The organism is Shewanella sp. 10N.286.51.B8, assembly GCF_041469325.1.
In the GTDB taxonomy this organism is placed as follows: Bacteria; Pseudomonadota; Gammaproteobacteria; order Enterobacterales; family Shewanellaceae; genus Shewanella.
This window is the reverse complement of record NZ_JBFRKG010000023.1, coordinates 46,093-61,020: the sequence shown is the minus strand read 5'-3', so window position 1 is coordinate 61,020 and position 14,928 is coordinate 46,093. Positions and strand designations below refer to the sequence as shown.

Here is a 14,928-nt window from a genome sequence, read left to right as displayed (position 1 = left end):
AATTTAATTGATTATTCGCCAAAAACAACTCAACTGTGATTAAAATTCCACCAAAGCAATGCCAAATTTAATAACGATTAACTTTGGCTCTGCACAGCAAAGTAACAAATCATTGCCAATCTTATGAAGTAAAAAAATGATTGCTCAATATTCGTTGAAAATAGTGAATATCAAATGATGCTAATTAAATCGCAACTCTTAAACGACGCTAATTAAATGAATGAGACACTCGTTCAATAATTAACGTACTTCTCGCCAATAAATTATTCTGTCATGACCACGATAACGACCGAAAAAAGCACTCGCTCTAGGATCGTAAAGCGTGGTTGAAGACGTAGCATCCCAATCCCAATACCATTGCAACCAGGTAGGGACTGATAATGGCGCAGTCACTTGACCTCGGTAGTCTGTCGAGCCAGTAATGGCATTCCATAGCAAGGTAAATTCACCGTTAGCAAACTTACCATTTGGGTATTGGACTATATCATTAGCACGGGTAATTTGTTGCCCTGCAACCAATGCAGGCTCATATTTATAACCTAAAGTGGCATCATCAATCTGAGTCGCTAATGCAGGAGTTACCACACTGCAACTATCTTCAACATTTGTAGCCCAGTCACTGCCATTCCAATATTCAGCACGAATTGGCATTTTTAGGGTATCGTTTTCAGCACCATAGGTATTATCCATCACGATGCGTCCATGGCGAAAACGCTGAGTAGAAAGCAATTTAGCATCACAATTGCTGCCACAAATGCCCGAGGTGGCCGCATTCATATCAGGGTTGGCCACAAAGGCGAAATCACCATCGTTGTCATCGACAATAACCCCAATATCAAAACTGTCAAAAGGGCCATCTTTACCAGGAGCAGCAAGCCTGCTCAGTGTCGCCATATAGCTACTATCCACAGTTGCGACACCTGCAACCCAAGAGCTTGCGGATATTGGCAATGCGCTCAAGCGATTGCGTTTATCATCGCCATCATCACTGTCTTCACCCACTAATAACGCAGTGGCTTTAGAGAAATTGCCTTGATAATTTTTAGTTACCTCACTGCCAATATTAAAGGCACTGATATTCATCGCCATTTGAAAAGGCTGAGCCATGTAGTTAAAACTTGAACAAGCAGCAATGACACTGACATCGCTAATGGTAAATCTATCAGGGACAAAGCGGCCGATATTGCCTGAGCTTGCCAGTGGAATAGGGTAAAACGTTGAACCTTCATAAGTTGATGGCGGCTTAACCGTAAACTCAAACACCCCTACTTCACTGATAGATTGCGTAATAGTATTGGTATTATTAGTCGCAGCAATATGGTTGTAATTACCAATACTAAGACTGCCTTGCTCACCAGGTATTGGCGACACCAGTTCACTGCCCAAAGTCATCCCACTATGGATATAGTTAGGCGTAGTTAAGTTGTCACAAAAATCGCCATCATTATCAGACTGCCAAGCCATACCTTGTATCGTTAAATCAAACTCCTCACCGGCTTTTTTATATACATTGCAACTGCTATCGCCCGCTGCACAGCTAGCATTGGCATCAACAGGTTTAACGCATAAACCCACAGGAAAGCTGACAAACGAGTCAGCGCCCACCATCACTAATCCATCTTCCTCGCCAGTGCCATCGTATTGCGCATTTAATTGCATCTGACCCGCATCAGGGTAATTCACGCTAATATCGGCTTCGCCATTAGCATCAAAATCCAGCGATATCAGTGTGCGTGCGCCAACGGATGTCCCTATATCAGTTGCTGCGCCATTACCGGTTACTGCAACTTGCGCCCCAGATATAACTGAACTCGGCGAAACGTAATCGCTCCAAAAGCCCACATCTTTAGTCACATCAGCAAATTGCGGTACGCACGCTTGTGAGGCATCATCTTTTTTCACCGCAGAAACGCTAATACCAGAGGCAGGTTTATTAGCCAGCTTGTCCGGCACAGTAAAAATAAAGCCGCTGTCAGCAAAATTAAAAGTACATTGCGCCGCTGTGGGGGTATTACCGGCAATGCTACATAAAGTGGGGTTAATGGGGGTAGGCACTGAATTAATAATCCCAACGGTCACACTACCCGTAGTGTTGCGCCTTAAATCAACTTGAGTCGAGTCACTAAAGCTAACACTATTGCCGCCAACCCAGCCTCCGCCACCAGTAATAGTTGCTGGGCTTAAGTTCGCTGATACAGTATCTGAAACCGTGGTGCTACAACTGGCATCAGCGCAAGCTTTCAGGGTTAATGTTTCTGCTGTACAGGTTAACGCTGAGCCTGAGTGGGTATATTCAAAATGATCTATGGCTGCGGTTATCGCAATCGTTTCAAGAGCGACAAAGCTGTAATGTTCCCAAACATGACGGCGCTCGGTATTGCGATAAGTATCTTCATCAACCACCATACTGACTGTATCATTGGTCAACTGACAACGGCGCAGCCAGCCTCCATCACCGCCACGTCGACTGGTTTTTCCTGACACTAAGACTGGCGCATCGCTAAAGCCCGTTAAACTAGTGGTGAAGTTACACTGATAATCTAAGTCCTGAATATTTGCTGAAGTGAAAGTCTGCGCATTCCCAAAGTGAAAATTTGTACTTTCACCATTTAACTCAATAGTACCGTTACCTGCCTTTAACGACATATACGCTACGGTTTCGGCTGCAATCTCATCATTTTCCAATCTATCTTCCATGCACCGATTCGGGCTGGTAAGCCTGACCTCAGATGCTTCTAAAGCAACTTCAGCCCCAGTCGTTGTAAATTGCGAGGTAGTGGTAAGCCAACAATTATTAACCTGAGTTTGTATTTGGTGCAAAAAGATATCTTGGGTGTCGGGTAATATCACATCGGTATAAGGTGAGTTTGATCCAATTAGCGCATCATCTACAGCCACAGTTCCGGCGATCAATTCGGTGCCATTGGATAAGTCATGGGTGCCTTCTGTAACTGCAATCCAGTGCACCTCTACCATATTGTTAGAATCAACCTTTCGCCTTGCTGGTGAAGGCGGCTCTTGTTGCTGCCAGCTAAAGCCTGATGTGGTTACACTGCCTTGTTCTAAAAAGACTGAAGCGGGGCCATCACCATTTGCATCAGTTTCAGAAATGGTCGGCATTAAAAAGATTAGCGGTGTTGAACCTGCGGGGAAAGGCGTCTCAAAACTAACACTCCCTGTTGTAGCTCCAGTATTCGGATCAGTTATAGATATAGACTTACCGTATTGAATATGGAATGGAATGACAGGGTTGGATGATGCATCATTGATAGTCGATGATTTCATATTTAACACTCTAGCTGTCACACGACCATTAATAATTGACTGATTGGTCATTGACAAGGTCCCATCAACAAAAATCAACCCATTAACCGTAGTGCCACTGGCTAGTGTTAGTGAACTATAGGTAATTAATTGCAATTCAAAGTTATTACCATCATTCAGCTTTACTCGATCACTCCAACTTGCAGACTGGTTAACAAAAATTCTCACATCGCCAAGTAGCTCTATCACTGAGTCACTACCTAAAACCAACTCATCAATCCAATAATCTCCTGGAGCTAAAATCAAGGTACTGCGGTTTGTCGCCTCTAATTTTTTAAAACGATATTCGTTAAAATTATTCGAGACCGTCGCTGTACAAGTATTTAGCGTGATACTTGCATATTCATTTTGACCGCCATTACCTATATTTATTTGGCTATTATTACAAGAAGTAGCATTACCACTATTCGTTGATTTAAAAGCATTAGTGCCGCTCATCGCTAAGCCACGGATATCTCTACCGGTAATAGTACAAGTGCGATCACCGCCAGCAGCAGTATCGCAGCTTCTCCCATTACCATTTACAATGCTAATAGAACAAAACTGTAAATCATCTCCATTGGTACCATTAATTCGACTTTGATCACTTAACGATAACTGTGTGCCTGAAGCACATTTACCATTATTATTCCCGCGATGACCTTGGGCAACATCAGCCCAAATAACATTCTGATCAATAACTTCAAATGCATAAGCTGGCATTATCAAAAAACAACACATAACTAACGCTGTGACACTACTTTTTAGAAAACTAATCACCACGGGCTTCTACCTCTACCTGACGATTAACCCGCAGGCAATCTGTTGTAGCCGCATCGCCGCTACAATTACCGGTTTCACAAACTGCATAGCTAAGAATGCTATATTGGGTCACGCCGTTAGCCACCGTAGGGGTACAAATCACTGAAACTCTACAGCCGTGAAAACCAACGGTTGATGGCGCTATCCAATCGTGGCGAACTGAATTACAAACACCAACGCCACCAGCAACCGGAAATAAACTTGCTAATTCAGCATCTGCGCCGCTATTGGCGGCAAATAAGGCTCTGGCGCCCCACACTTCGAGGTTCACAGCATCATCGCTATCTTCCAGCATCCGAATTAATGTGCCAGCCAGTAAAAACATGACAATTAAGACAAAAATAGCAATCACCAAGGCGCTGCCTCGTTGACGTCTTGCTATTAAGCCACTAGCGCTTAGTGCCTTGTTTAAAGGGTTATGGAACATTCGTCACCTTAACTTGATGCTGATATTTGAACGTTTCGCCATTAACACTAAATCTGGGTTCAATATGGACTATGGCATTTCGCATTAGGTTTTGTTCAGTCAGTTTAATAGCAGGCTCTAGTAGCAGATTGTTACTAACATTTTCTGCCATCAATACCGCAGTGCCCATTTGCGATGGTGCGGGCTGACTCGCTATATAGCCATAGTCAGCGTAACGATAAAGTTTTACCTCACTATTGCCTATAGGGCTTTCAAAACAATAACTAATAGGCTGACTAGCAAAGTAAATTCGCTTAATTGGCGACTGCTCGGCAAATTGAGCTAGGCCAGTAAATGTTAGCGTAAGCACATTGGCTGAACTTGAACTTGATTGCAGTTCAAAGCGTTTGTTTCTGCTGGCTTGATATACATCGTTAACGCCGCTGCTATTGCTAGCGAGTGGGTAAACCAGCGCATATTGCCCTGCGTTAATGCTAATGCCATTATCAATCACTGTGCCGGTGACAAGGGCATCATCAGGGTAAATGGGCAGCTCAAGGTAACTGGTGCTGGAATCAATGGGCAATAATTCAATACATTGATAACTGCCACCTGTTGCAGTGCGTAATCTGACGCTATTTGGCACTGCATTACGAATATCACGGGTCATGCGTTCAACCGCAAAACGGCTTTGGCTAAGCACTTGATCAATTGAGCTTGATTCAACAAAAATACGGGTACCAAAAATAATAAAACCGCTAACCCCAACCACCAGTATGCCCAAAATCAAAATGACGGTGACCATTTCAATTAAGGTAAAACCGACCTGTTTAGCGCCTATATTTGATAAAGGTTTTGCCCGTTGCAGTATGCCCATTAGTAATTACTCCTTACCGCTTGGTAAGTGATCACTTCACCAGCAGGTGTAGTGACATCTACAGTAATTAATTTTTCGGCTTGGCCGTTAAGGTATGACACATCAACTTCTAACTCATAGCCCAAATACACCTCGGCGTAGGTCTGGTTTGAGTCAAGCATGAGACTGCTAATATTCAAGCCTTTGTAATCATCCACATCATTGAAATTATTACGGCTTTCACCGTTTGGCCCCAGCGTGGTTGAACAAGCTACCCCAGCAGCAGAATTACACGCTGGTATACCACCATTTGGATCGGTATTTTCATCAAAGCGCTTACCCCAAATCTCATTCATTACCGAATGGGCTAGCTCTGCTGAGCGAACCCGTGAAAGTGTTTCAACGGTGCGATCAGCTTGGGGTAACAGCATTGAGGTCATCAGTACAATGGATATGCTCAACACAAGCATACCCACCACTAGTTCAATCAAAGTAAAACCTGATTTTTTAGTTGTAAAAGCATTAAATGGGGATAATTTATAAGCCATGAATATAGCCCTCAGATTCCATTGCAATACCTAAGGTTTCATCGGCTACCGCATTAAAACACAAGCCTGAACAATTGATGTTTGAGCGGCCATAATTATCAAAATCTAAAAAGAAGGTCGTCGCGCTTGTACTGGCCAGCTCGATATAAGCGCCACCCTGAAAAGCTTGTTCCACTTCTGTTCTCAACAGGTTTGCCGTATTACAGCTTGCGGAGGCGGTGTTAATCGTTTGCGAATAGTGGCTAAGCTGATAACCCGTTGGCGACACACTAATACGATAACAACGATCGCTATTATTCATTGCTCTTAACTGCACCTGGCGCAGTTCACTGATAAATTCGTTTCGCAGAGAATACGCGCTATAGCTGGACTGGGGGATAAGCCTTGGGATCACAAACACAGCAATAATCCCCACGATAAGGATCGTAGTCACCAGCTCAACTAAGGTGAAGCCACAATGAACGCGTTTATGCTCAAGCCCAAGTGAAAAGATCATTAGCACCTATTAAAAAGCAAATCAGTTATTAGTATGACAAAATATAGCACAAACGTCCTGATATCATTTATTAAAATTGCCATTTAGCTGATTGATAATGTTAGCCAGTAATCAGCTTACATACTGGAATAATGCCAATAAAAAAGCCTGCGTAAGCAGGCTTTAGTTTTGAAGCGATTTCATACTAACAAGCACTTGCTGCAGGTATAGCTGAAAATTCTGGTAAAGCTCCCGGACCCTTAGCCGCTGTGTACGTGAGAGCACAATTAGCTGGCGCGCCTTCTTGTGTAATTTTCACAGGTCCAGCTCCAGTAATATTCCACTCTGAATCATCAAATGCAGTCGCATGCTGAATTGCAGCAGCCGTACCAGCTAAGTAACCATATGCTGTCGCAACTGAATTGCTAGGGTCAGTTTCATCGCCATCACTGATACCAATATCAACCGAAGAGGTCGGCTCTTTTTCTACGCCCGTTAATGCCGCTTTTGAATACACTAAGCTATTAGCAGCTTGAATCGCTGCTTTAGCACCTTGTAACGTTGATACACGAGCATCACCTTGCAAATTGATAAATTTAGGCGCTGCGGTAACCGCTAAAATACCTAAAATAATGATGACTACCACTAATTCAATTAGTGTAAAACCTTGTTGTTTTTGCATATATAAAAACCTTGAATAAAAATGAATAACTTCAGCTCAAAAATTACGAGCTTACCCCTTTATGGCAACAACTTTATCACTCCTTTATGAGTATCATGTGTTACCGAGGTTACACAGCAGAAAAAATATTCCCTTTAAAAACAAAAAAAGCCTGCATAAGCAGGCTTTTAATATCCAAAAATCTAATTTAACAAAGATCGGGATCTGTTACTGCTGTATAAACGGGCAATACACCGTCTCCAGCTTCCTCATAAACTAAATCACAAGTATCAGGAGCGCCTCTTTGATAAATAGTAGCTTCCCCATCAGTAGTATCATCGATAATCCAATCATTTGAACCTGTATCAATATCAGCTAAAGCATCGAAGGTCACATCTAAAGCTTCTTCCAAATCGTCTTGTTTTGCTTTTATGTAACCATATACAATATTTAAATCTTCTGCGCCGGAGCCAATATCTAGAGTATCTGCATCCTCAGATTCTTTACCAGCCAAAGCTGCTTTAGAATAGACTAATGTATTACCACCTTGGATAGCAGCTTTCATGCCAGCTAAAGCAGAAACTCTCGCATCACCCTGCAGATTAATAAATTTAGGCGCTGCGGTTACCGCTAAAATACCAAGAATGATAATAACTACTACTAGCTCAATTAATGTAAAACCATTTTGCTGTTTCATAAAGACTCCTATTAACAACCGTTATCAGTAATCACATAAGTAGGGATTGTATTAGCATCAGCAGCTTCGGTATAAACCAACTTACAAGCTGCTCCTGTCACTTCTGCAGGTGAACCATTCTGAGTGATGGTTAGAGTCGGTGTAGTTCCAGATGTACCAGCAACGACAATCCACTCTGAATCACTACCATCTGCACCAAACTCTGCATCAATGGCGTTATTAAATTCACCCATATCGGCTTGAAGGTAGCCAAAATTTGTCTCAGCAAGATCTTCTGCACCTATATCGACACCTTCGTCAGTACCCCAATCTGCTATTGCTTTTTTCTCATGACCATCAATCGCCGCTCTAGCAAACACTAACCCGTTAGCGCCTTGAATAGCACCTTTAACACCTTGCAGTGATGCTTGACGTGCATCTGACTGCAAATTAATAAATTTAGGCGCTGCGGTTACCGCTAAAATACCAAGAATGATAATAACTACTACTAGCTCAATTAATGTAAAACCTTGTTGCTTACGTTTGATTTGCATAATGTCGACCCTCTTTAAAAAATAAAATTTATGGCATTTACAACATTACTGAATAATCCTTATTCAGTAATTAACTATTACTTTCAGCGTGATTAAGGCTTTAGTTACCTTAATCAATAAATTAATCGTTACTAAAACTGAATACTTGGCCAGTACCTGGATTATAAGTCACACCTTTTGCTCCAGCGGTATTTAAGCTCGGTGTTGGCGCCGGAACACCTGTATTGGTATTCAAGGTTAATGAAGCAATTTGATGATAGACACAAACATCAATACTTTGAACCACTGAGCCATCGATACCGGTAGCCGTTCCGCCAATACCCTTTTCAACTTTTACTGTGTAGCGTAAATCACGCGCGTCTTCAGTATAGATGTCGTTACGAGGGGCACTTTGCAGCACACTATTAAACACTTCCTGACACGTTAGGTCAGTCATTGCTGTAACGTCAGTATTTGTACGACCTGTCGGAAAACCAAAGCGAGTATCTAAAGAAACAACCGTGCCATCTAAAATCACAGAGGTATTACGACGACCGTCCACTTCCCACTGGGCGCGAACAAAACCCACCGCAGTCGCTAAACCACCGGCAACACCTTCGACACTGGCGTTTTGCGCATCTTCAGTGACATTTAAAAAACGTGGAATTGCGGTTGCCGCTAACAAGCCTAGAATGACAATAACAATAACCAGTTCGATTAAAGAAAAGCCTTGTTGCTTCATTTTCATATAAAATACCTCTATTGAGACTGACACCTATTTGAGCTGCAGTCATATTGCCTATTGTTAACGAGCTAAAGCTTATATGTAAATAAATTTTAGCACTTAATGTAGATTAAACACCTGTATCGGTTAAAATTTAATCTAACCCGGTAAAAATAACCCGCCCCGATGAAACCTGATAACTAATGCTACCACTTTGCGCTGTTGCGAAATGACAAATCTCTAATTCGGTTTGGTAATTTACCTTAACTCCCATATCTAGCAAGTTGCTTGCCATCAATTGTTGCCATAACTCAACACAACCCTGTGCGGAGGCGGATTTTAGCATTGGCCAGCCAAAAGTCGACATCAAAATAATATTATCCTCCCCAGCCAGCTTATCATTTTTAAGTTGTTTGGCTGAACCTGACGCTAGGTTTTCCCAACTTAACTTCAAGCGCTGAGGCTTGCCCTGACTAAGCCACTGGCTTTTTACCATCGCCAGCACATACAGCAGCCGATTATGTTCTCGGTGGATACTTTGAGCGCCGATACTCTCGACGCTTGCAAAATGTTTCGCTCCGATAACAACCATAATCACGAGCACTAAGGTGATGCTGATAATACGGATATAGCTCTTAACCAAATTATTTTCTGATTGCTGTTGTTTTTGCATTATGCAATTAACTCAAACATTGTGGCGTTATGCATTGTTAGCCACCTTTGACCACATTGAGCATATCCCACATTGGCAGATAAATACCCAAGGCCAAAATTAATACAATGCCTGCTACAAAGCCAATTAAAATCGGCTCTAATTTGGCGGTTAAATTCTTTAAATCGTAATCCACTTCACCTTCATAAAAATCAGCAGCATCATTAAGTAATTTATCGATTTGACCGGTTTCTTCGCCTACTGCCACCATCTGCAGCACTAATGGTGTAAATAAACCACTGTGGTTTGACACCCTTAGCATTGATTCACCAGATTCAATTCCGCGGCGCATGGCAACAATACGGTCATGCATATAACTATTATCTACGGCATCTGCCACTAAACTGAGCGCTTGAGTCATAGGCACACCCGCTCCCAACATCATCGAGAAACTGCGGCAGTAGCGCGATAAGGTTGAGCGTTCAATGATTGAGCCCACCGCAGGAATATGTAATTTCCATTTGTCCCATTGTCGCTCACCTTTTTCGGTGTGATGCCAATATCGAATGCTGACAATAATGGCCACTAAAACCACTGTCATTACATGCCAATAATTAACAAATAAATTAGAGGTGTTAATTAAAATTTTAGTTGCCCACGGCAGTTCAGCGCCAAAACGGGAAAACATAGCTGCAAACTTTGGAATAACCATGATGTTCAACACCACCATGGCAATACCGATGGCTATCAGTACGAATATCGGATAACGCATAGCTGACTTTATTCGGCGGCGAGTCTCTTGCTCTCGTTCGATATAGCCAGATAACTGAATAAAAGCATCTTCCAATTTACCGGTGTTTTCACCCACATGAACCATAGAGATAAACAGCGAATCAAAAATATCTTGATGCTGATTCATGGCGGCAGATAAAGGGCGACCTGAGGTTAATTGCTCTGAAATATCATTAAGGGCATCTTTCATTCGTTGGGAATGCGTGGTTTCAGCCAAACCTGCAATAGCACGCAAAATTGGAATGCCAGAGCGAGTTAACGAATACATTTGCCGAGTAAAAATTTGTAGCTCTTCTAATGACACTTTTTGAGTAAAAATACCGCCAAGATTAAAAGGCTTGGTCGGTTTTACTTCACGCAGCTCAAGGGGAATAATGCCACGAGACATTAACGCATCTGCGGCGCTATTCTCGTTAGCTGACTCAATTAAGGCAGTAACGGCAGCGCCTTGGGAGTTTCGTCCTCGATACTGGAATGTCGGCATAATTAGACCCCTGAAGCAATATTATGCAGAGCGGGGGGCTCCATTCGCAGCTCACTGACATCTTCAACCAGTTTGGCTACCTCTTCTATGGTTGTCATGCCATTAAATAGATATTCAAATGCTGAGTCTGCCAGCGGCACAAAACTTGGGCTTTGCTTGGCGGCATGGGCAAAGTCTTGCGGGTTACCGGTGCGCATCGCATCCACCATGGCATCATCAAGCTCAAGAATTTCAAAAATACCTATACGACCACGGTAGCCGGAGCCATTACAGCTTTGACAACCTGTACCTACTTTAAAGTTGGCTTGGCTAGGATCTTTTTTGCTTACGGCGTTAATCCAAGCTAATTCGCCTGCTGTAGCTTGGTAATCAGTCGCACAGTTCGCACATACGCGGCGCACTAACCGCTGGGCAATAATCACCCTTAGCGCACTGGCAACTAGGTAACTGGCTGCACCCATATCGAGTAAACGTAGCGCACTGGTAATGGCATCATTGGTATGCAAGGTCGATAACACAAAGTGACCGGTTAATGCGCCTCGAAGGCCAATTTCGACGGTTTCTTGATCACGCATCTCACCCACCATGATGATATCGGGATCTTGACGTAAGGTGGTACGTAGTACATTGGAAAAATCTAAGCCTATCTTATGATTTACCTGTACTTGGTTAATCCGCGGCAATTGGTATTCCACCGGATCTTCAACGGTAATGATCTTAGTATCAGCTTTGTTCAACTCACTTAAAATGCCATACAAGGTGGTGGTTTTACCGCTACCAGTTGGCCCTGTCACTAACAGCATGCCGTGAGGTCGCTTAATCTGTTTACGAATGCGCTGCAGAATATGATCCGGCATACCGGTTTCATTCAACGTCAGTAAGCCTGCTGATTGATCCAATAAACGCATTACCACCGACTCACCATGATAAATCGGCATGGTAGACATACGTATATCAATTTTGTGGCCTTTTACCTCTATATTAAAACGGCCATCTTGTGGCATACGCTTTTCAGAGATATCAAGTCCAGCCATTAGCTTTAAACGCAGTACTAATGCTGAGGCAATATTGACTTCATCTAAGGTGTTTTCATGTAACTGACCATCGATACGCTGACGAATACGCAGTACTTTTTCACCGGGTTCAATATGAATATCCGAGGCACGCATTTGCACAGCATCTTCAAAAATCGACTGTAATAATTTAACCACTGTGGTTTCATTATCACTGTCACTGTTGGTGATACTGGCCAAGTCGAACATGTCATCTGCGGCATATTCTTCTTCTAATTCACCCGCGATTTTTGCAATTTCATCGGTGCGTCGATAGAGGTTATCGAAGGCATCCAGTAACTGTCGCTCTGGCGTCACCGCAATGGTCAATTTTTTCGGTGCTACAAACACTTCAAGGTGATCGATTGCTTGTAAATCAGCAGGATCGCTCATCGCCAAGGTCACGCTGTCAGCGGTGGCTTCAACGACTAAGGCGCGATACCGGCGCGCCTGTACTTCAGGGATCAAACTGACCACTTCAGCAGGAATAGAAAGACGACTGATATCTAAATAAGGCAGATTAAGCTGCTGGGATAAAAACTTCAGTAATTGATCTTCAGTAATACAGTTAAGATCAATTAAGGTACGACCGAGTTTTTTACCGGAATTACGCTGCTCCGCTAAAGCCTGCATTAACTGATCGTTTGAAATAATGTGTTCTTGAACTAGTAGATCGCCCAAACGCATTTTCAATTTAGGTTTCATTGGCTACCTCCTAGTTGAATTAAACGCTGCTCTATATAAGTCATAGCACCCGTTGATAAACCTCTATATGACATTGCCTTTCGATAAGCATCTGCCGCCTGAGGGTATTGTTGTTGTGAATCTAACGCATAAGCTAGGCCCATCCACCAGCGCGCTTGCGAGGGTTCAATGGAAAGTAATGAGCGATAAGCCGCTTCTGCCAGTGCAAATTGACCTTCTTGTTGTGCAATATCACTTTGTAACATCCACTTGTCTCTGGCCCATTCGCTGTTATCGTCTATCTCACTCAAGGTATTGAGCGCTTTATTGGGACTAAACGCGGCGATTTGCACTTTTGCCTTTAAGATGGCTAATTCAACCTCTTCAGGAAAAAGGCTCACCCCTTGGGCTAAAATTTGCTCGGCTCTGCCTAAGTTATTGACTGAGTAATACAGCGCGGCGAGTTGCTTTCTTGCTTGATGCATAGAAGGCTGCAGTACTAAAGCTTCATAATAATTTTTAATCGCTTGATCAATTTTTTGCTGCTGCTCAGCCACTTCTGCTGCGTCGAATTTTTTCTTCGCTAATTGTTCATTAGTTAAGGTCACTTCTTTAACCGCCATGTGACCTTTTTGATTTACATTGGCCACGGTTGCACTGCTGCTTGAACGGCGATGTTGGGCAAAATGCACTTTTACATCCGCCGTTTTATCAGCCACTTTGACGGCTTCAGGCTCAACCAGCGTTTGGTGTTGTGTTACTGCCTTAGCTTCTGCGCTGAGGCTTGCTGGCTCACTAACGACTATGTCTTGTTGCTCAGCTAACGCTACATTTACTAGCTCTACATTTGCTAGCTTTGATTGCTGGTTAGCATCAGTTTCATTTAGCTTACTTTTATTTAGATCACTTTCTTTTAGCTCAGCGCCTGCAAGCTGATCCGAGGCTTTAATCTCAGCCTCAGTAATATTATTCTCAGTCTCTTGCTGCGCTATGGTTACCTTCGCACTGGCATTGCTAGTATCAGCCTTAGACTGAAGATTATGCTCAGCCAAAGGCTGCAGGTTTTGTAATTGCTTACCTTGTTGATAAAGCATGAAGCCTAATATCAACATGGTAATTATCATCACCAGCGCGATGAATAAGCCTCGGTTCGCCCCCATTGCTGAGCCAGATGTTGATTCTGGTTGCAACTGACTGTGGAATTGCACTTTGGGAGTAACAAAAGCCTCAGTCGTATTGGCAGCGCCATTTTCATCTACTGCGGTTTGCTGGCGCTTATCTAAATCTTTTAAAACTTTATTTATTACGCTCATATTGACTCACTTAAAACAGCTAACCAGTCAACATCGACAATATATAAACATGTCAGTGATGCGCTAATAATTAATATAAAAAATACCCAAGCATTTATGGTATTGCTGGGTGATAGATGTGTGGCATCTTCAGTATCGGCAATGGCTGCGCGGCAATGTGATGTGCTTATTTGCGCTCGCCCTTCTGCATAACACAGCAACATGGCTTTATTAGCAATTACATTAACTAACCGTGGTATGCCTCTTGCCGCTTGGGCGATTAATTTAATGTCTTTATCACTAAACAAACCTTTGCCTTGGTAGCCTGCAACACTTAAGCGATAATTAAGGTACGCTTTAATTTCATCCCATACTAATGGCCTAAGGCTATAACTAAAGGTGATCCGCTGTTTTAGCTGCCGTATTGCTGGGTCTTGTAAGCGCTTATCTAGTTCTGGCTGACCAAACAACACCACTTGAATTAACTTGGCGCTTTCAGTTTCTAAATTGGTAAATAGCCGCAGCGTTTCTAAACTGTTATTAGGTAAGGCTTGAGCTTCATCGAGCACCAGAATCACTTTAAAGCCTTGGCTGTTGAGCTCAAGTAAACGGCTTTGAATTAAGCTGGTAAGTTGCTGCTGATTGAGGTTTTCAGTTAATAAAACCCCGAGCTCCGCCGCTAACGCCCAACGAAGCTCGTCAGGGGTTAAATAAGGGTTCGGTACATATGCGCAGTGATAATTAGTCGGTAAATCGTTCATCAGCTTACGACAAATCAGCGTTTTACCTGTCCCTACCTCACCAGTTACTTTAATAAAGCCTTCACCATTAGCGATGGCAGTTTGCAGCACTTGTAACGCCTCCACATGGGGCGTCAAACCAAAGAAAAACTGTGTATTTGGCGTAAGCGTAAACGGTAACTGACTCAGGCCAAAGTGCTGCTGATACATAATGTTTGCTCGTGCTTA

At 42.9% G+C, this 14,928-nt stretch carries 14 protein-coding genes; all 14 read right to left on the bottom strand.

The window, feature by feature from the left end:
• Positions 1-240: 240 nt before the first annotated feature.
• Entirely contained in the window at positions 241-4,026 is a 3,786-nt protein-coding gene (locus AB4160_RS09465) for a DUF6701 domain-containing protein (RefSeq protein WP_372004350.1), read from the bottom strand.
• 49 nt (positions 4,027-4,075) lie between these two features.
• Positions 4,076-4,552: an MSHA biogenesis protein MshP gene (locus AB4160_RS09460; protein ID WP_102439999.1), complete on the bottom strand. Its 477-nt coding sequence runs from the start codon at positions 4,550-4,552 to the stop codon at positions 4,076-4,078.
• On the bottom strand, positions 4,542-5,408 hold the full coding sequence (locus AB4160_RS09455; RefSeq protein ID WP_372004348.1) for a PilW family protein: 867 nt from the start codon (positions 5,406-5,408) through the stop codon (positions 4,542-4,544). Before AB4160_RS09455 ends, AB4160_RS09460 begins: the two co-directional genes overlap by 11 nt.
• Positions 5,408-5,935, bottom strand: a complete 528-nt coding sequence (locus AB4160_RS09450) for a prepilin-type N-terminal cleavage/methylation domain-containing protein (RefSeq protein WP_372004346.1) — start codon at positions 5,933-5,935, stop codon at positions 5,408-5,410. The genes AB4160_RS09455 and AB4160_RS09450 overlap by 1 nt, the downstream gene beginning before the upstream one ends.
• The gene (locus tag AB4160_RS09445) at positions 5,925-6,431 is read right to left on the bottom strand and encodes a Tfp pilus assembly protein FimT/FimU (RefSeq protein ID WP_372004344.1); all 507 of its coding nucleotides are present in this window, start codon (positions 6,429-6,431) and stop codon (positions 5,925-5,927) included. The genes AB4160_RS09450 and AB4160_RS09445 overlap by 11 nt, the downstream gene beginning before the upstream one ends.
• Before the next feature lie 184 nt (positions 6,432-6,615).
• The gene (locus tag AB4160_RS09440) at positions 6,616-7,092 is read right to left on the bottom strand and encodes a type II secretion system protein (protein WP_372004342.1); all 477 of its coding nucleotides are present in this window, start codon (positions 7,090-7,092) and stop codon (positions 6,616-6,618) included.
• 187 nt (positions 7,093-7,279) lie between these two features.
• Positions 7,280-7,768: a type II secretion system protein gene (locus tag AB4160_RS09435; RefSeq protein WP_372004340.1), complete on the bottom strand. Its 489-nt coding sequence runs from the start codon at positions 7,766-7,768 to the stop codon at positions 7,280-7,282.
• Between the two features lie 11 nt (positions 7,769-7,779).
• The gene (locus AB4160_RS09430; RefSeq protein WP_372004338.1) at positions 7,780-8,301 is read right to left on the bottom strand and encodes a type II secretion system protein; all 522 of its coding nucleotides are present in this window, start codon (positions 8,299-8,301) and stop codon (positions 7,780-7,782) included.
• Between the two features lie 121 nt (positions 8,302-8,422).
• Positions 8,423-9,028 (bottom strand): prepilin-type N-terminal cleavage/methylation domain-containing protein, encoded by a 606-nt coding sequence (locus tag AB4160_RS09425; RefSeq protein ID WP_102475453.1) that lies wholly within the window; start codon positions 9,026-9,028, stop codon positions 8,423-8,425.
• Between the two features lie 130 nt (positions 9,029-9,158).
• Positions 9,159-9,677 carry an MSHA biogenesis protein MshF gene (locus AB4160_RS09420; protein ID WP_102475452.1) on the bottom strand — a complete coding sequence of 173 codons (519 nt, stop codon included), beginning with the start codon at positions 9,675-9,677 and terminating at the stop codon, positions 9,159-9,161.
• A gap of 37 nt (positions 9,678-9,714) precedes the next feature.
• Complete coding sequence (locus AB4160_RS09415; protein WP_102440006.1) at positions 9,715-10,932, bottom strand: type II secretion system F family protein; 1,218 nt, start codon at positions 10,930-10,932, stop codon at positions 9,715-9,717.
• Positions 10,933-10,934: 2 nt separating this feature from the next.
• Complete coding sequence (locus AB4160_RS09410) at positions 10,935-12,689, bottom strand: GspE/PulE family protein (RefSeq protein WP_102440007.1); 1,755 nt, start codon at positions 12,687-12,689, stop codon at positions 10,935-10,937.
• On the bottom strand, positions 12,686-13,981 hold the full coding sequence (locus tag AB4160_RS09405) for a lipopolysaccharide assembly protein LapB (RefSeq protein ID WP_102475450.1): 1,296 nt from the start codon (positions 13,979-13,981) through the stop codon (positions 12,686-12,688). The genes AB4160_RS09410 and AB4160_RS09405 overlap by 4 nt, the downstream gene beginning before the upstream one ends.
• Positions 13,978-14,910, bottom strand: coding sequence for an ExeA family protein (locus AB4160_RS09400; RefSeq protein ID WP_102440009.1), 933 nt, complete (start codon positions 14,908-14,910; stop codon positions 13,978-13,980). Before AB4160_RS09400 ends, AB4160_RS09405 begins: the two co-directional genes overlap by 4 nt.
• Positions 14,911-14,928 lie beyond the last annotated feature (18 nt).